This window comes from Oceanobacillus phoenicis, from assembly GCF_047238145.1.
GTDB lineage: Bacteria > Bacillota > Bacilli > Bacillales > Amphibacillaceae > Oceanobacillus.
In genome coordinates this window covers 641,097-658,740 of the sequence record NZ_JBDFME010000001.1, presented here as the reverse complement: position 1 = coordinate 658,740, position 17,644 = coordinate 641,097, and the positions used below count along the sequence as shown (strand labels likewise).

Annotated in this window: 16 protein-coding genes and 1 tRNA gene; 14 read left to right on the top strand and 3 right to left on the bottom strand. The window is 36.2% G+C overall.

Annotated features, from left to right (window positions below):
• Nucleotide 1: 1 nt before the first annotated feature.
• The 13 genes from ABC346_RS03660 to ABC346_RS03600 all read left to right on the top strand — a co-directional run bounded on the left by ABC346_RS03660 (nucleotide 2) and on the right by ABC346_RS03600 (nucleotide 12,391).
• Nucleotides 2-955, top strand: a complete 954-nt coding sequence (locus ABC346_RS03660; RefSeq protein ID WP_017798816.1) for a ribose-phosphate diphosphokinase — start codon at nucleotides 2-4, stop codon at nucleotides 953-955.
• Nucleotides 956-1,089: 134 nt separating this feature from the next.
• Nucleotides 1,090-1,737, top strand: a complete 648-nt coding sequence (locus ABC346_RS03655; RefSeq protein ID WP_413233577.1) for a 50S ribosomal protein L25/general stress protein Ctc — start codon at nucleotides 1,090-1,092, stop codon at nucleotides 1,735-1,737.
• 242 nt (nucleotides 1,738-1,979) lie between these two features.
• Nucleotides 1,980-2,543, top strand: coding sequence for an aminoacyl-tRNA hydrolase (gene pth, locus ABC346_RS03650; RefSeq protein ID WP_413233576.1), 564 nt, complete (start codon nucleotides 1,980-1,982; stop codon nucleotides 2,541-2,543).
• A gap of 83 nt (nucleotides 2,544-2,626) precedes the next feature.
• Entirely contained in the window at nucleotides 2,627-2,857 is a 231-nt protein-coding gene (fin, locus tag ABC346_RS03645) for an anti-sigma-F factor Fin (protein WP_413233575.1), read from the top strand.
• 88 nt (nucleotides 2,858-2,945) lie between these two features.
• The gene (mfd, locus tag ABC346_RS03640) at nucleotides 2,946-6,467 is read left to right on the top strand and encodes a transcription-repair coupling factor (protein ID WP_413233574.1); all 3,522 of its coding nucleotides are present in this window, start codon (nucleotides 2,946-2,948) and stop codon (nucleotides 6,465-6,467) included.
• A 142-nt stretch (nucleotides 6,468-6,609) separates the two neighbouring features.
• Nucleotides 6,610-7,143 carry a stage V sporulation protein T gene (spoVT, locus tag ABC346_RS03635; protein WP_017798821.1) on the top strand — a complete coding sequence of 178 codons (534 nt, stop codon included), beginning with the start codon at nucleotides 6,610-6,612 and terminating at the stop codon, nucleotides 7,141-7,143.
• 126 nt (nucleotides 7,144-7,269) lie between these two features.
• Nucleotides 7,270-8,874 (top strand): putative polysaccharide biosynthesis protein, encoded by a 1,605-nt coding sequence (locus ABC346_RS03630; protein ID WP_413233573.1) that lies wholly within the window; start codon nucleotides 7,270-7,272, stop codon nucleotides 8,872-8,874.
• Nucleotides 8,871-10,340, top strand: coding sequence for a bifunctional methyltransferase/pyrophosphohydrolase YabN (yabN, locus tag ABC346_RS03625; RefSeq protein WP_413233572.1), 1,470 nt, complete (start codon nucleotides 8,871-8,873; stop codon nucleotides 10,338-10,340). The genes ABC346_RS03630 and yabN overlap by 4 nt, the downstream gene beginning before the upstream one ends.
• A complete protein-coding gene (locus ABC346_RS03620; RefSeq protein WP_413233571.1) occupies nucleotides 10,337-10,600 on the top strand; it encodes an RNA-binding S4 domain-containing protein in 264 nt (87 codons plus the stop codon). Before yabN ends, ABC346_RS03620 begins: the two co-directional genes overlap by 4 nt.
• Before the next feature lie 56 nt (nucleotides 10,601-10,656).
• On the top strand, nucleotides 10,657-10,959 hold the full coding sequence (gene yabP, locus ABC346_RS03615) for a sporulation protein YabP (RefSeq protein ID WP_413233570.1): 303 nt from the start codon (nucleotides 10,657-10,659) through the stop codon (nucleotides 10,957-10,959).
• Nucleotides 10,956-11,549: a spore cortex biosynthesis protein YabQ gene (yabQ, locus tag ABC346_RS03610; RefSeq protein ID WP_413233569.1), complete on the top strand. Its 594-nt coding sequence runs from the start codon at nucleotides 10,956-10,958 to the stop codon at nucleotides 11,547-11,549. The genes yabP and yabQ overlap by 4 nt, the downstream gene beginning before the upstream one ends.
• 5 nt (nucleotides 11,550-11,554) lie before the next feature.
• On the top strand, nucleotides 11,555-11,935 hold the full coding sequence (locus tag ABC346_RS03605; protein WP_413233568.1) for an FtsB family cell division protein: 381 nt from the start codon (nucleotides 11,555-11,557) through the stop codon (nucleotides 11,933-11,935).
• A 69-nt stretch (nucleotides 11,936-12,004) separates the two neighbouring features.
• A complete protein-coding gene (locus ABC346_RS03600; RefSeq protein ID WP_017798828.1) occupies nucleotides 12,005-12,391 on the top strand; it encodes a S1 domain-containing RNA-binding protein in 387 nt (128 codons plus the stop codon).
• Between the two features lie 140 nt (nucleotides 12,392-12,531).
• On the opposite strand, the gene ABC346_RS03595 is transcribed toward ABC346_RS03600, so the two are convergent.
• From ABC346_RS03595 to ABC346_RS03585, 3 genes are all read right to left on the bottom strand, one after another.
• A tRNA-Met gene (locus ABC346_RS03595) sits at nucleotides 12,532-12,605 on the bottom strand.
• A 215-nt stretch (nucleotides 12,606-12,820) separates the two neighbouring features.
• Nucleotides 12,821-14,317, bottom strand: a complete 1,497-nt coding sequence (locus tag ABC346_RS03590; protein WP_413233567.1) for a DHA2 family efflux MFS transporter permease subunit — start codon at nucleotides 14,315-14,317, stop codon at nucleotides 12,821-12,823.
• The gene (locus tag ABC346_RS03585) at nucleotides 14,307-14,759 is read right to left on the bottom strand and encodes a MarR family winged helix-turn-helix transcriptional regulator (RefSeq protein WP_413233566.1); all 453 of its coding nucleotides are present in this window, start codon (nucleotides 14,757-14,759) and stop codon (nucleotides 14,307-14,309) included. The genes ABC346_RS03590 and ABC346_RS03585 overlap by 11 nt, the downstream gene beginning before the upstream one ends.
• A gap of 424 nt (nucleotides 14,760-15,183) precedes the next feature.
• Here ABC346_RS03585 and spoIIE point away from each other — a divergent pair, with 424 nt between their 5' ends.
• Entirely contained in the window at nucleotides 15,184-17,640 is a 2,457-nt protein-coding gene (gene spoIIE, locus ABC346_RS03580) for a stage II sporulation protein E (RefSeq protein WP_413233565.1), read from the top strand.
• Nucleotides 17,641-17,644: the final 4 nt, after the last annotated feature.

The following is a 17,644-nucleotide window of genomic DNA, read 5'->3' as shown; positions in this document are numbered from 1 at the left end:
AATGACATCCAGTTATAAAGATTCGTCGTTAAAAGTTTTTTCATTAAATTCAAATCCTGAGTTAGCAAATGAAATTGCTACACATATTGGAACAAACTTAGGAAAATGTACGGTTTCGAAATTCAGTGATGGAGAAGTACAAATAAACCTTGAAGAAAGTGTTCGTGGCTGTGATGTATATGTAGTACAATCTACTTGTGCCCCTGTTAATCAGCATATTATGGAATTGTTAATTATGATTGATGCATTAAAGCGAGCTTCTGCAAAATCCATTAATATCGTAATGCCATATTATGGTTATGCACGACAAGATCGTAAAGCACGTTCTAGAGAACCTATTGCGGCGAAATTAGTAGCGGATTTAATTGAAAAAGCAGGTGCAAATCGTGTAATTACATTAGATTTACATGCACCACAAATTCAAGGGTTTTTTGATATACCTATCGACCACTTACAAGGTGTTCCAATTCTATCGAGCTATTTTGAACAGAAAAATCTGGATGACGTTATTGTTGTCTCTCCAGACCATGGAGGAGTTACAAGAGCAAGAAAAATGGCAGACCGCTTAAAGGCACCAATTGGAATAATTGATAAGCGTCGACCAAAACCAAATGTTGCGGAAATCATGAATATCATCGGAAACATTGAAGGGAAAACAGCGATATTAATTGACGATATTATTGACACTGCTGGAACTATTACGCTTGCAGCAAATGCCCTCATTGAGAACGGTGCAAAAGAAGTATATGCATGCTGTACACATCCTGTTTTATCTGGACCGGCGATTGAGCGCATTGATAACTCTAAAATTAAGGAACTAGTAATTACTGATAGTATTCCTTTACCTGATGAGAAATTTAGTGCAAAAATAACTGCATTATCGGTGGCCCCATTAATTGGTGAAGCGATTATTCGCGTTCATGAAATGCAATCCGTAAGTATCCTTTTTGATTAATGTTTAGTACGATCTGATTTCGGGTATTAATGATATTGACCGTTTTATAACAACCAAGATGAAGCATAAGTAGTTAACAAAACGAAAATATAAGTTATAACGAATGTTTTTAATAAACTTGGAGGGTGATTTTAATGGCAGTAAAATTAAACGCAACGAAAAGAGAAGATCTTACAAAATCAGCAACAAAACAAATTAGGTTAAGCGGAAGAGTGCCGGCGGTTGTTTACGGTAAAGCGAAGGATCCTAAAAATGTTTCGGTTGATAGTGTTGAATTAGTGAAAACGGTTCGCGACGAAGGACGTAATGCGATCATTTCTTTACAAGTAGATAAAGATAGTGTCGATGTTATGCTTCATGACTATCAAATTGATCCAATTAAAGATGAATTATTACATGCTGACTTTTATGTTGTAAATATGTCTGAAGAAATGGACGTTAATGTAGCGGTTCGTCTTGATGGAGAATCCAAAGGTGAAAAAGAGGGTGGCGTACTACAACAGCCATTCTATGAAATATTAGTTCGTGCAAAACCAAATGAAATTCCAGAAGAAATTGTTATCGATGTATCTGATTTAGATGTTGGTGATAGTGTATCAGTATCTGATATTAAAGTAGTAGGTAACTATGAAATATTAGAAGATCCAGATACTTCAGTTGCTTCAATAACACCACCAACAACTGAAGAAGATCTAGAAACTGACGATGTAGATGAAAATGCAGAACCAGAATTAGTAGGTGCTGAAAAAGACTCTACAGACGAAGAATCAGAAGATAAGTAATAAATAAATCTTAATAACAATATAATACAACTGGAAATCCCCTTCTTTGTTAGGATAGAGTTAAGCGTCTTGACAAGAAGGGTTGTTGTATTTGTATATAATAATAAAGTATGAGTCTAAAAAACTGCGTTTAGTTAACTCACCAAGTTTGTGGACTATAATTACTTGATCTTCAACAAATTTTGTATGATGAAAATCTTATTTTTAGATTTTTTAAACATCACTAAAAAGGAAGAATATAAATGAAACTAATTGTTGGTCTAGGGAACCCAGGAAGAAAATATAAAAAAACAAGGCATAATATTGGTTTTTTTGTCATTGATGAATTGTTACATCGAAATAAATGGAAGCTAAACAATTCGAAGTTTGAAGGGGATTATGCAATGGAACATGTGGATGGTGAGAAAGTCATCCTATTACAACCTCAAACATTTATGAATCTCTCTGGTAAATCAATTGGTCCGTTAATGGACTATTTTAATATCGATATAGATGACGTATTGATTGTTTATGATGATTTAGATTTACCAACCGGAAAAATTAGACTTCGTCAAAAAGGTGGTCATGGGGGACATAATGGTGTACGCTCTACGATTGATCATCTAGGTACAAAAGATTTCAAGCGAGTCCGATTAGGTATTGGACGACCAATGAATGCAACTCCTGTGATTGATTATGTATTAGGTAAATTTCCAAAACAAGAATCTTCTGCAGTGACAGAGAGTGTAGAAAAAGCGGCAGACGCGATAGAAACCTGGGTAAAAGGCAAACCATTTTTAGAAGTCATGAATGATTTTAACCAGTAAAGCATAGCTTATCATATATTAAGTATATTCTAATTCAACCCGGTTAAACTGTTAGTAACAGATTGTTTAACTGAGGTGATAAAATGGCAATTTATTATGATTGTAGACATTGTGGTCAACGAATCGGAAAACTAGATCATCAGGAAATTGATGTATCTTTACTTGGGTTCGATCAATTAACCAATAAAGACTTAACCGATATGATATCCTATGATCAAGATGGTAATATGCGAGTGAAATCAATTTGTGAAAATTGCCAGCGTACGCTAGAACAGCACCCAAACTACCATGAATTAGATTTCTTTTTACAATAAGATACAAAGCAAAAATCTTTAAGGGCCTTTGGTATATAAACCAAGGCATTTTTGCGCTTTTACATACAGTTATAAGAGGGGACAAACGATGAAAGCCATTCATACATTTTTAAAATCAAAAGAAGACATTCATTCCATTGTTGATGGAGTTACTAGTGGGATGAAAGAACAAATGATAGCAGGGTTAAGTGGTTCCGCTAGAAGTTTAGTAATATCCGCTATCCATGAATCGATTCATCGACCTGTGTTAATTGTGACCCATCAGTTAGCTCAGGCACAGCAACTTTATGATGATTTTGTTGAGTTAGTAGATGACGAACGTGTCTATCTTTATCCAGTCAATGAATTGATTGCTTCAGAAATTGCAATAGCAAGTCCGGAATTACGTGCACAACGAATTGAAGCTTTGACAGAATGGACACGCCATAAGTCAGGGATCTTAATTGCACCAGTAGCTGCCTTAAAACGTATCCTTCCGCCACAAAATTATTGGGATAATTATCAACTCCAATTTAAATTAGGCCGTGATATTAAAATAGATCACTATATGAATTCGCTAGTAGATATGGGATATGAGCATGCTTCCATGGTTACCTCTCCTGGAGAATTCAGTAAGCGTGGTGGAATCATTGATATTTATCCGATTACGGAAAAACATCCAATCCGTATCGAACTATTTGATGAAGAGGTTGACTCCATTCGGTACTTTGATGCCGAATCTCAGCGATCGTTGGATAAGCTTGATCAAATTACGATTGGTCCAGCGAGTGAATTGTTATTAACAGATGAGGATTTATTAAAAGCTTCGGAACAATTAGAAGAAGCATTAGCTACAACGTTAAGAAAAGTGAATAAGCCGGAAGCAAAAGAGCAACTGGTAGAGGTTATCGAACATGATATAACGCGTTTCAAACAGTTAGAGCGCTTTCAAGAAATGTATAAATATATCGGATATCTGTACTCTAATCCAGCTAGTTTATTAGATTACCTTCCAAATAACGGCGTCGTATTTTTTGATGAGATGAGTAGAATTGGTGAAACAGCAATAAATTTAGATCATGAGGAAGCAGAGTGGTATGCGAGCTTATTGGAAGGAAATAAGATGGTTCAAAATAGTCGATTTTCCTTTAGTTGGGATGAAGTTATGGATGGCATGAACCATCAACGTGTCTATATGTCTGTATTTATGCGCCATATTCCAAATACTAATCCAGAGAATGTTATTAATCTATCGTCTAGAACGATGCAGGAATTCCATGGCCAAATGCATCTATTTAAAAATGAATTACAACGATGGAAAAAAGGCGACTACTCCGTCATAATACTTGCTGCTGATGAGCAAAGAGCAGAAAAGGTTCATTCCATATTAGATGATTATGATATTGAGACGCAGATAAGCAAGAAAGAACCAGTATTACCTGTTAAAATGCCTACTATTATCGTTGGAAATATCCAGTCTGGAACTGAATTTCCTATGCATAGACTAGCGGTCGTTACAGAACAAGAATTGTTTAAAAAGCGGATGAAGCATAAACGAAAGCAACCTAAAGTATCAAATGCGGAGCGGATTAAGAGTTACCAGGAACTAAAAATAGGGGATTATGTTGTCCATGCCAATCATGGTGTAGGTAAGTATTTAGGTATAGAGACATTAGAAGTAAGTAACTTGCATAAAGACTATATGTTAATTAAATATTCTGGTGACGATAAATTGTTTGTGCCGATTGATCAAATCGATCTCGTCCAGAAATTTGTTGGATCAGAAGGAAAAGAACCAAAATTATATAAGCTTGGTGGATCAGAATGGACGAAAGTAAAACGAAAAGTACAATCGTCTGTAGAAGATATTGCTGATGATCTGATTAAGCTATATGCAGAAAGGGAAGCGAAGCAGGGTTACGCTTTCTCTCCAGACTCTGAGTTGCAACGTGAGTTCGAAGCATCGTTCCCATATCAGGAGACGGAAGATCAGTTACGTTGTATTCAGGAAATTAAAGAAGATATGGAAAAAGAACGACCAATGGATCGATTGCTTTGTGGAGATGTGGGTTATGGGAAGACTGAAGTAGCGATCCGTGCCGCGTTTAAAGCAGTAGCAGACGGCAAGCAAGTTGCGATTTTAGTGCCAACAACTATTTTAGCGCAGCAACATTATGAAACCATCAGGGAACGTTTTCAAGATTATCCTGTCAATATAGGCTTATTGAGTCGTTTTCGTACAAAAAAACAACAAACAGAAACAACAAAAGGATTAAAAAATGGAAATGTTGATGTAGTTGTCGGCACCCATAGAATTTTATCCAAGGACGTAGAGTATAAAGACTTAGGATTATTAATTGTCGATGAAGAACAGCGTTTTGGTGTTAAGCATAAAGAAAAGATAAAACAATTAAAAACAAATGTAGATGTGCTTACGTTAACAGCGACACCAATTCCACGGACATTACATATGTCGATGCTAGGGGTGCGGGATTTATCTGTTATTGAGACACCGCCAGAGAATCGTTTTCCTATTCAGACGTATGTAACGGAGTATAATCCGATCTTCATGAGAGAAGCAATCGAACGAGAAATGGGAAGAGGTGGCCAAGTCTTCTTCTTATATAATCGTGTGGAAAGTATAGATAAGGCAGCTCGTGATTTAGGCATGCTTGTTCCGGACGCAAGAATTGCAGTAGCGCATGGGCAAATGAACGAGTCTGAATTAGAGAATGTTATATTTAGTTTTCTAGAGGGTGAATTTGATATTCTCGTAAGTACGACCATTATTGAAACGGGTGTAGACATACCGAATGTCAATACGTTAATTGTCAATCATGCCGATTACATGGGATTAAGTCAGCTCTATCAATTACGTGGTAGAGTAGGAAGATCGAATCGTGTAGCATATGCATACTTTACGTATCAAAAAGATAAAGTACTTACGGAAGTAGCGGAAAAGCGTCTACAAGCAATTAAGGAATTTACAGAGCTTGGATCTGGTTTTAAAATTGCGATGCGTGATTTATCCATACGTGGTGCCGGGAATTTATTAGGAGCACAACAACATGGGTTTATTGATTCTGTTGGTTTTGATATGTATTCTCAGATGCTGAAAGATGCGATAGATGCACGTAAAGCAGGAAAAGAAATTGAAGAAATCAAACCGTTTGAACCAGAACTTTCACTGAAATTAGATGCATACATTCCAGATGCGTATCTAGATGATGAAAAACAAAAAATTGAAATTTATAAACAGTTTCAAACATTGGATAGTCAAGAAGCAATCCATGATCTAAAAGATGAATTAATCGATCGGTTTGGTGATTATCCGAAAGAAGTAGAACATCTATTTACCGTAAGTGAAATGAAGATGTATGCGAAAATACAGCGTGTAGAATCGATTTTGGAGACTCCTAAAAAGATAGAAATGCTAGTTGATGAATCACGTAGCCAAGAAATCGATGGATCAAAGCTGTTCGCTTTAGCAAATGACTATGGTAGAGATATTGGACTTGGCACAGATAATCAAAAGTTAAAAATTGGAATTAAGTGGAGTAAAGATTCAAAATTTAAGCGATATGATACGGTTACAAGCTTTATAAAACAGCTGGATAAGACAAATCGATAAAAATTTTATTTGGAATGTATAGTTATTACTGGATGATTTATACTAAAACCACAGCTGGTGATTGTTTCGTGTTTTTCCAAATATTATTATGCGGAAATGCACGTGGACCAGAATCATCATTTAGAAAGTGAGGCTACTTAGAATGAAAGCAACAGGAATTGTACGTCGAATTGATGATCTGGGGAGAGTTGTGGTTCCTAAAGAGATCAGAAGAACCTTACGTATACGAGAAGGAGATCCTTTAGAGATCTTCGTAGACCGAGAAGGGGAAGTTATTCTAAAAAAATATTCTCCGATTAATGAATTAGGACATTTTGCTAAAGAATATGCTGAAGCATTGTTTCAATCTCTTCAGACTCCAGTCATGATAACAGATCGTGATGATGTTATTGCGGTTGCTGGGGAATCCAAAAAAGAATACTTGAATAAACCGATAAGTAATGTAATTGCAGATACTATTGAAGGTCGTTCACAAGTATTTGAGGTAGATTCGAAATCAATTGAAATTATTGATGGACAAGAACAACAATTGCAATCGTATTGTATTCATCCGGTAATCGCAAATGGAGACCCTATCGGCTGTGTAATGATCTTTTCAAAAGAAGAGAAGCTAAGCAAGATAGAGCAAAAAGCAGCGGAGACTGCATCGACATTTCTAGCAAAACAAATGGAATAGACATAAGTACCTCAGGAATTTTCCCTGGGGTTTTCTTATGTTCTGAGATGTATTTTCTACAATCCTGAGTTGAATGTTAAATATGTTATAATGAGAGAAATTCATTGAAGTAAAGGAAATACACACATGACAGAGAAAGATACCAATCGATTGGTAAAAGGAGCGCTGTGGCTTAGTATTGCTGGATTACTTAGTAAGATACTTAGTGCTGGTTACCGTATTCCCTTACAAAACCTAACAGGGGATATGGGCTTTTATATATATCAGCAAATTTACCCGCTACTAGGTATAGCCACGATGCTTGGTTTGTATGGTTTTCCATCCGCCATTTCAGCAGTGACTTCAAGAGAACTCTCTCGAGAAAAACGATTAACTTGGAATTCCTTTTTTGCACCAATATTAACTATATTATTTATGGTTCATTTTTTACTAGCAGCTGTTATATGGATGAGTGCTCCATTTCTGGCAGAGATAGTAAATGAATCATCGCTTCTATCGGCCTACCGATTAACAGCAATTGTTTTTATATTTATTCCTATTGTTGCTCTTTTTCGAGGAGTACTACAAGGGATGTATCAAATGGTACCAACTGCTGTATCACACATTGGAGAACAAGTAGTAAGAGTGGGTATCATTATTAGTGCAGCTTGTTTGGTTGCTTTTTCATCTTTTTCCATCGCTTGGATAGGGCAGGCGGCAGTCTATGCAACATTTTTTGGGAACTGTATGGCTGCAGTGATCTTATTGATGTTCTATGTAAAAGAGAGAGGCCGACTACAATTCTTACCCCAAAATAGTGACAATAGATTTTCTATTAAGCCCTTTATATCAACCGTACTGATTTTGGGAATTGCTGCTGCAATGAATCATATGACCCTATTGTTCATCCAATTAGCAGACGCTATCACCTTTGTACCACAGCTATCAGAGTTTGGCACAGGAAATATAGTAGCCAAAGAGTTAAAGGGTGTATTCGACCGTGGACAGCCACTTATACAGGTTGTCACCGTCCTAGGCTCATCGATTGCATTAACGATACTCCCTGCAATTAGTGAAGAAAAATTAAAAACAGAAAAATCACACGTATATACATATGTACGAACTGCTTTTCTAACTGGTTTTTATATTGTAATTGGAGCGGTTATTGGATTACTGTTATTATTTCCTGAAATAAATCGTCTTTTATTTCAAAATGAACAGGGCAGCGTAGAACTACGTGTATTGATGCTATCGGTTGTCTTTGCTACGTTAGCTATTATAGGATCAACAGTTTTACAAGGGTTTGGTTATATCAAGCGAACTGCACTATTTATTGCCATTACATTTTTAATCAAATGGATAGGAAACTTTCTATTTATTCCAAGTTTAGGAATGCTGGGGGCTTCTATCTCTACGGTATGCAGCCTTTTATGTTTATTTTTACTGATTATGATGGAAATACGACGTAAGCTTCCAGAGTTACACATACATCGTTCTATACAATGGAAAAGTATACTTATCGCGGCGGTGGCGCTTTCTTTCTATGTATGGATATGTAAGTTTATGGTTCCTGAAATATGGCTTGACTCTAGGGTGTTTTTATTATTATATTTACTAGCTATTTCCCTTAGCGGTGGTATCATATACTTTATTATTATTCTACGTATGCAAGGATTTACGAAACGCCAATTACAGTTATTACCCAAATCTACATTATTACTACGGTTAATGGAAAAGAGGAAAAAAACATGAGCAAAATAGAAATTATTGGACTTGGTGCTGGGGATTTGGATCAGTTACCGTTTGGCGTTTATAAAAAACTCATCCAAGCCTCAGGCCCCGTCTTAGCAAGAACAATTGATCACCCGGTTATAATCGAATTACAAAAAGAAGATGTGAAATTTGTTTCATTTGATCAGTTATACGAAGAAGAAACAGCATTTTCGACGGTTTATGATCGAATTGTAACGGAGGTAATCCATCAAGCAAAACATCAAAATGAAACAATTCTATATGCGGTTCCGGGACATCCAATGTTGGCGGAAAAAACGACGCAGCTGTTATTAGCACAGACGGAAGTAGAAGTAAGTATTTTAGGTGGGCAGAGCTATCTAGATGATCTATTTACTGCAATGAAAATTGATCCGATTGAAGGGTTCCAATTTGTGGATGGGAATGATCTGCGACGTGATCAATTAAACTTAAAAAATCATCTGTTCATTTGCCAAGTATACGATGCATTTATCGCTTCTGAAGTTAAATTAACGTTATTAGAAGACTTGCCTGCTGATTTTGAAGTATATATAGTAGAAGCGGCAGGGAGTGCAAATGAGCAGATAGTGAAAGTTACATTGGAAGAGTTAGATCAAAAAATGTGGACGAGTAATTTAATCTCGGTTTATGTTCCTCCGGTCCCAGATGAATTACTTCATCATACATTTAATCATTTTCGTCAAGTTATGAAAATACTACGAGGTCCAAATGGATGTCCATGGGATAAGAAACAAACTCACGAATCGTTACGTTATCACACTATTGAAGAGGTATATGAGTTAATTGATGCAATCGATGCAGAAGATGACGATAATATTATGGAGGAGCTCGGAGATTTATTGATGCATGTGTTGCTCCATAGTCAAATCGGAGAGGATAATGGTTATTTTACTGTTGACGATGTTATATTGTCGATTACCAATAAGATGATTCATCGTCATCCTCACGTCTTTTCGAATCAACATGTACTAGATGCCAATGAAGTAGAGAAGAACTGGGAAGAATTGAAAAAGGAAGAAAAAGGACATCAACGAGAATCCGTATTAGATGGTATTCCAAACCATCTACCTTCTCTATCTACGTCGTATAAACTACAGAAAAAAGCAGCGAAAGTTGGATTTGAGTGGGAAGACGTCGGGGGTGTTTGGGACAAACTTTATGAGGAAATCGAAGAAGTGAAAGAAGCAGTTCGAGAAAAGAATTCAGATGAAGTGGAAGATGAAATAGGGGATGTCCTATTTGTTATGGCAAATCTAGCCAGATATTACAATGTACATCCCGAGATCGCGTTAAATCGTGCCAACAACAAATTCAAATATCGATTTGGTTATATTGAAAACAAAATATTAGAGAATAATCGTTCATTCGAAAACGCTTCTTTAGAGCAAATGGACGATTACTGGAATGAAGCGAAACAGGTAAAGAAAGAGGAGGAAAATAAATGAGATTAGATAAATTTTTGAAAATATCTCGTGTGATTAAGCGAAGAACTTTAGCGAAAGAAGTTGCTGAGCAGGGAAGAATCTCTGTAAATGGTAACACAGCTAAACCTTCCACAAAACTATCGGAAGGGGACGAGCTAGCAATTCGATTTGGACAAAAAATAGTTCATGTACGTGTGAATTCATTACGTGAAATTGTACGTAAAGACGAAGCAGAAACATTATATACAATTATAAAAGAAGAAAAGATTGATGATAAATAGAGTTCTATACTTGTCCCTCCTATCATAGAGTAATAATGATAAGGAGGGTATTTAATATGAACTATTATGAACCGAAAGAAACAATAAATCGTGTCCAGACAGAACATTCCGTCAAGATAAATAATCGTAAAAACCTCGAGATCACCGGTGTAAAAGAAGTCGATAGCTTTGATAATGAGGAGTTTCTACTAGAGACGGTTATGGGCTATTTAATTGTGCGTGGCCAGAACTTACAACTAAAAAACTTAGATGTAACGGAAGGTATTGTGACGATTAAGGGAAAAATTTATGAACTTTCCTATGTGGATGAACAGCAACAGGAGAAAGCTAAAGGCTTCTTTAGCAAGTTGTTCCGATGACATTGAGTGTGCAGTTTATCACGATGATATCCATGGTTTTAAGTGGGTTTTATTTGGGTATTATACAACAGACATTCCGAAGATTAACGATATATTGGCGAGATAATACTTTTCTAACTTATTTTTTGGAGATAGGCTTCTGGCTGACGCAGGCAGGGGTCATCTTTTATGTACTTTACCGTGTAAATGCTGGAGAAGTACGGTTGTATGTGTTGCTTGCGTGTTTACTTGGCTTTTCTATATATCAAGTATTTGCTAAAAAACTATACATTCGTATTTTAGAAGTTATTATTCGTATTGTCAGCTCCATATACCATTTTATTCGCCGTTTATTGGATAAACTGCTCCTAACACCTTTAAAGTGGATAATTACCCTTATTTATCGTATGATAAAAGCGATCTTTAGTTGGACAATTACCCTAATCTTATTTATATTAAATGTGATTTTAGCTCCATTTATTTGGATTGGAAAAGGGATCTATAAAATAATTCCCGAGTCTTTTAAAAATTTTTTAAAGAAAATAGCAGGATTTTATAGTAAAATAAAGAATATATGCTATAGGTGGTTACAGTTATTTCGAAGGAGGTAATAGCTTTGGCTAATAGAAAGAAAAATGTAACTAGATTAGATTCCAATTATATGCAGCAACACGATGTGTACATAGAAAGACAAAAACGAAAAAAACAACGTTTGGTTCGTCGTCTAGTACTTTTTGGCTTGGTCATCGCTATTGCATTTGGAAGTATGACTGCTTACCATGTTAATCAACGTGCTGCAAAAGCGGACAAGTTGGAAGAATATCAGCAATTAGAAGAAGAACTTGCCCAACTGAAGAAACAGGAAACCAATTTGGAAGAAGAAATTCATTTATTACAGGATGAAGATTATGTGCTAGATATTGCACGGACCAATTATTTCTTCTCTAAAGAGGGAGAAAAAATCTTTAAGTTACCCGATGAGGATCCGTCTTATTGACACTTTTCGTTCTGATTAATATACTATATGAGAAGTACATTTAATCTTTTAAGGAGGAGCATTTTTTTTATGTCAATCGAAGTAGGCAGCAAGCTGCAAGGGAAAGTAACTGGAATCACTAATTTTGGAGCCTTTGTTGAGTTAGAAAAAGGAAAAACTGGGTTAGTTCATATTAGTGAGGTTGCTGACAACTATGTAAAAGACATTAATGAACACTTAACTGTTGGTGATGAAGTAAAGGTTAAAGTTATTAATGTCGAAAAAGATGGCAAGATTGGTCTATCTATAAAAAAGGCGAAGGATCGTCCTGTTCGCCAACAAAAGAACACCAAAGAGCGTACAGAGAATTTTGAATCGAAAATGAGTCGTTTCTTGAAAGACTCAGAGGATCGCTTAGCCTCTTTGAAGAAGCACACCGAATCTAAACGCGGGGGTCGAGGTGCTAGAAGAGGATAGCAGTTGCTGTCTATGATAATGCTCTAATATAAATGAAAGCAGACACATCGATTGGATGAAGTCTGCTTTTTTGGTGTTTAAAAGTATATTTATATAAAAAAGCTCGTTCTGCAATTATGCAAAACGAGCTTTATATATGATAGCGGCGGAGGGGATCGAACCCACGACCTCACGGGTATGAACCGTACGCTCTCGCCAGCTGAGCTACACCGCCATTTAAACCAACAAAAAATATCATACAACAGCAAAGGACATGTGTCAATAGAAAATAAGAGATTATAGAAATAAGTACATCAATATTATACGTTGTTGTAGTATTTAGAACTGTTGATGTACTTACTTCTTTTTACCCTAATGCGGCTGAGGTATGACTAAATATGCGTAAGAAATAGTTATCTTCCAACTGAATTCGTTCCACTCGCTACGTTTCTAAACGGTTGCTTTGAGCTTTTGTTCTGTAGATACAGTTTCTACAGAATCTTCAGGTGGATATCTTCGTTTTATAAAGAAGGAAAGTATAAATCCTAAAATAGCGAAAATCGTAGCAATCATAAATGAATCATTAATTCCTTCAATAGTTGCTAAATTTTCAATGATTTGCATTTGTTCTTCCGATACAACCGCTTGCGTCATTTCGTCTATATGTTTGAGAGTTTGACTACTCATTACGGTTACTAAAAAGGCCGTACCGATAGCTCCTGACATTTGTCGTAATGTATTAGCCATTGCGGTTCCATGTGAGTATAAACGCTGTGGCAACTGATTTAATCCGGCTGTCATAATAGGCATCATAATCATCGAAATTCCTACCATCCGAAGACTGTAAACAAACATCAAATAATAATATCCGGTCTCATTTGATAAATCAGAGAATAGAAACGTTGTAACAGCAGTAATGCCTAGTCCGGTTATTGCTAATGGTCGAGCGCCAATCCGATCAAATAATTTCCCAGTAATCGGCGACATGATTGCTGAAATCAATGCCCCAGGTAATAACATTAATCCTGATGCTAATGGCGAGAATCCTCGTAAGTTTTGTAAATAAATAGGCACTAGAATCATGGCGGCAAACATCGACATGGTAATGACAACACTAATAATAGTTGTTAGAGAGAACATACTAAATTTAAAAACTCTAAATTCAAGTATTGGTGTTTTTAGTTTTAATTGCATACGGATAAAGAATACCATTACAATTGCTCCTATTATTAATGGGGCAATAACCTCTACATGCTTCCATCCCATTTCTCCGGCTAAGCTAAACCCAAGGAGTAATCCACCAAATGCAACGGTAGACATCAATATCGAAACATAATTGACCTTTGGGTTTGATTGCTTTGTTACATTACGTAAAAAGAAGAATGCCAAAATGATATCGATAATGGCAATAGGGAGAACAATAAAGAATAATATGCGCCATGAATAATTTTGAACTATGATTCCTGATAAAGTTGGACCAATTGCCGGAGCGAACATCATGGCAAGCCCAATATATCCCATTGCAGACCCTCGTTTATTGACAGGGAAAAGACTTAATATCACATTCATCAGTAAGGGCATCATTATTCCTGCTCCAGCCGCTTGAATAACGCGACCGAATAAAAGTGATGGGTAACCTAAGGCTATACCACAAACGAGTGTCCCTAAAGCAAATAATGACATTGCAGTTAAGAACAATTGTCTTGTCGTAAATTTCTCCATTAAAAATGCCGTAATAGGAATGAGAATTCCATTCACGAGCATAAAAATGGTTGTTAGTGATTGTGCTTGATTGGCTGACATATCCATATCAACAATCATGATTGGTAATGCTACGTTTAATAATGTCTGATTTAGAATAGCTATAAAAGCTCCCATAACCATCACAAATATAATGGGTATCTTAGGAAGGTTTGTTGCATCAAGATATGCAGATCTATCCTTCATGTTGCTCACTCCTCTCCATAGTCAGCTTTTGTTTTATCAATTGATGGAGAAGAAATAAATTTTCTACATCTTCATCATTAACTTCCGATAACGCATGAAGTCTTTCAAGGAATAGTTTTTTTCCTTCCGTTTCTTTCTTTTTACCCGCTTCCGTAAGATTAAGTTTGATGGAACGTCGATCAGCTGCTGATTGTTCCCGTTTAATGAAAGAGGCCTTTACTAATCTATCAACGGTGCTACTGACTGTGCTTTTACTAATATTCATTTTTTCTGCCAGTTCTTGAAGGCTTATATTAGGGTGCTCGGATATATATTTCATCGTTTGAAGCTGTACGACGGTTATCCCCAAATCATTGGCATGATGCCACATTTGTTTATAAAAAAATCGATTCACTTCTCGAAAAGAGTGAATGATATTGGTTATTTTTTCTTCATCTTTCATTTCCTTAAATCTCCTTAGACTATAGAAATGTTCATGTGCGAACTATTTAGTCACTGATAAATACTATAGGGCAGATTCATATAGATTGCAAGAGAATTATTTCGTATTACGAAACTTTTTTTATTTCTACAAACTGTACGACTTTCGGCAAATTATTTCATATATAAGCATGTTTTCAACTAAGTCTATGATGAAAACTGTGAACTGAGATAGAATAGCGAGGTGAAGAGGTTTTTATGAAGAAAAGAATACTAATCCATACAGAAGACATGGGACGATATCCATGCATCGTCATCATGGATTGTGTTGAAAGATGCTTCTTATATGGAAAACCGTCGAACGATTTTGGGATTGGCCTATGTAATTTTGACAAAAAAAGAAGGCATCATGTGATTTACTAGGTTGAAAGATAGGAGTGGATAACATGATAGGATCAATTCCAAGGGCGGAATCGGGAACGATAGGTTTTGAGAAGTCAGGGAAAAAAGGAAAGATACGTCAGAAGATACAATCGAAGGCGAAACTATTGTTAATAGACAAAGGATGGATCTTTTATTTAACAGGATTTTTACTTGGACGAGCAGTTATTCTATCCGCTGTATCACCTTTTGCGGTAGCTTTTATTGCCACAATATGGCTTGTCCATCGAGATAAAAGTCTAAAATCGATGATTGCGGTATTTCTTGGAGCACTTAGCTATCAATTTGAGCATGCGATGTTTATTGGATCAGCATTTTTAGTGTTTATATTAATAGGCTCGCTAACGAAGAATATGAAGAATCAACAATTGGTTTTACCAATAGTCGTATTTCTATCTACATTACTTTCTCGAATCTTTTTCTACTCTTTAAGTAACACGGTAACCTCCTATGAATGGGCTCTTTTAGCGGTAGAAGGAGTATTAGGAGCGGTTCTTGTTATTATCTTTATGCAAAGCATTCCTCTTTTATCACCAAAAAGATATAAACCTGCATTAAAAAATGAGGAAATTGTATGTTTAATTATATTAATTGCCTCCGTTCTGACAGGATTTATTGGTTGGCAGGTTTATGGGGCTTCCGTAGAGCAAATTTTTTCGCGATATTTTGTGTTAATTTTTTCATTTATTGGTGGAGCTGCAATTGGATCCACTGTAGGAGTTGTTGCAGGATTAATATTATCTCTCGCAAATGTTGCCAATCTTTATCAAATGAGTTTACTAGCTTTTTCAGGATTGCTAGGAGGATTGCTAAAGGAAGGAAAAAAACTCGGAACGGCAATTGGCTTATTAGTAGGTACTTGTTTAATTGGAATTTATGGGAATTCCGTAGCCTTAGTTCCTTCTTTAATGGAGTCTTGCATAGCTATCGGTTTGTTCTTATTAACACCAGCTAGCTGGTTTAATCATATAGCTAGATATATTCCAGGAACAGAAGCATATACGAATGAACAGGAACAATATTTGCAGAAGGTAAGAAATGTTACCGCCAAACGTGTAGAACAGTTTTCAGATGTATTTCGGGCGTTATCAAAAAGCTTTTCAGTTACAGACCCTACAGTAAATGATGAGCAACAGGAAGCACGGCGTGATACGGATTACTTTTTAAGTCAGGTCACAGAAAAAACATGTCAAGGGTGCTTTATGAAGGATCGTTGCTGGCAAAAAGAATTCGATCAAACATATTCTTTAATGGAAGAAATGAAAGAAGATGTTACGTCTGGCAAAGACCCGAATCGAAAAGTAATGCGTAAATTTGAGAATCACTGCGTTAAATCACGGAAAGTTGTAGATGCGATGAAAGAAGAAATGAGCTTTTATGAAGCAAATCGTAAATTAAGACAGCAAGTTACGGAAAGTAAACGGCTTGTAGCAGACCAACTACAAGGGGTATCAGATGTTATGGAGGATTTCGCTAAAGAGATTGTAAAAGAAAGGCAACATCATGAACTTCAAGAAGCACAAGTAATCGCTGCTTTAAAGCATATAGGAATAGAATTGACACGGTTAGATATTTACCAGCTAGAAAAAGGGAATGTCGATATAGAATTAACGGCAAGTTTCGGAGAATATCGCGGGGAAGGGGAGAAGTTAATTGCTCCAATATTATCTGATATACTTCATGAAATTATTGTAGTTAAACAAGAAGATATTTCTCCATTCCCACATGGGTACAGTCATTTCACGTTTGGTTCAGCAAAAGAATTCGCAATTGAAACTGGTGCGGCAAATGCTGCAAAAGGAGGAGGTTTAGTCTCGGGAGATAGCTTTACAACAATTGAGTTAGGGGCTGGTAAATTTGCGATGGCAATAAGTGACGGTATGGGCAATGGAAAGCGGGCAAGAGAAGAAAGCATGGAAACACTTCGTCTACTCCAGCAAATTTTACAATCAGGCATCAAGGAAAAAGTTGCCATTAAATCGATTAATTCTATTTTATCACTTCGAACGACAGAAGAGATGTTTGCGACGTTAGATTTGGCAGTGATTGATCTACATGATGCATATGCACAATTTGTAAAGATTGGCTCTACACCGAGCTTTATTCGACGGGGGGTTAATATGTTTAAAATAGAAGCCAGTAATTTACCGATTGGTATTATTAAAGAGTTCGATGTGGAAATCGTGAAAGAGCAATTACTTCCAGATGATTTATTAATTATGATGAGTGATGGAATTTTTGACGGGCCACAACATGTAGAAAATATTGATATATGGTTAAAGAGAAAAATAAAAGAGATGGACACTGATGATCCACAAGAAATTGCGGACTTATTATTGGAAGAGGTAATCAGAACAAGATCAGGGGAAATTATCGATGATATGACCGTGCTTGTTGCAAAGGTGAAGAAAAACACCCCGCAATGGACAAGCATACCAATCTATGAAAGCAATGTTTTATAGAGTA

Bases quoted from the DNA above. Each gene is read 5' to 3' on its own strand.
- ABC346_RS03660 (WP_017798816.1), top strand. From the start codon at position 2: ATGACATCCAGTTATAAAGATTCGTCGTTAAAAGTTTTTTCATTAAAT.
- ABC346_RS03655 (WP_413233577.1), top strand. From the start codon at position 1,090: ATGGCAGTAAAATTAAACGCAACGAAAAGAGAAGATCTTACAAAATCA.
- pth (WP_413233576.1), top strand. From the start codon at position 1,980: ATGAAACTAATTGTTGGTCTAGGGAACCCAGGAAGAAAATATAAAAAA.
- fin (WP_413233575.1), top strand. From the start codon at position 2,627: ATGGCAATTTATTATGATTGTAGACATTGTGGTCAACGAATCGGAAAA.
- mfd (WP_413233574.1), top strand. From the start codon at position 2,946: ATGAAAGCCATTCATACATTTTTAAAATCAAAAGAAGACATTCATTCC.
- spoVT (WP_017798821.1), top strand. From the start codon at position 6,610: ATGAAAGCAACAGGAATTGTACGTCGAATTGATGATCTGGGGAGAGTT.
- ABC346_RS03630 (WP_413233573.1), top strand. From the start codon at position 7,270: ATGACAGAGAAAGATACCAATCGATTGGTAAAAGGAGCGCTGTGGCTT.
- yabN (WP_413233572.1), top strand. From the start codon at position 8,871: ATGAGCAAAATAGAAATTATTGGACTTGGTGCTGGGGATTTGGATCAG.
- ABC346_RS03620 (WP_413233571.1), top strand. From the start codon at position 10,337: ATGAGATTAGATAAATTTTTGAAAATATCTCGTGTGATTAAGCGAAGA.
- yabP (WP_413233570.1), top strand. From the start codon at position 10,657: ATGAACTATTATGAACCGAAAGAAACAATAAATCGTGTCCAGACAGAA.
- yabQ (WP_413233569.1), top strand. From the start codon at position 10,956: ATGACATTGAGTGTGCAGTTTATCACGATGATATCCATGGTTTTAAGT.
- ABC346_RS03600 (WP_017798828.1), top strand. From the start codon at position 12,005: ATGTCAATCGAAGTAGGCAGCAAGCTGCAAGGGAAAGTAACTGGAATC.
- ABC346_RS03590 (WP_413233567.1), bottom strand. From the start codon at position 14,317: ATGAAGGATAGATCTGCATATCTTGATGCAACAAACCTTCCTAAGATA.
- ABC346_RS03585 (WP_413233566.1), bottom strand. From the start codon at position 14,759: ATGAAAGATGAAGAAAAAATAACCAATATCATTCACTCTTTTCGAGAA.
- spoIIE (WP_413233565.1), top strand. From the start codon at position 15,184: ATGATAGGATCAATTCCAAGGGCGGAATCGGGAACGATAGGTTTTGAG.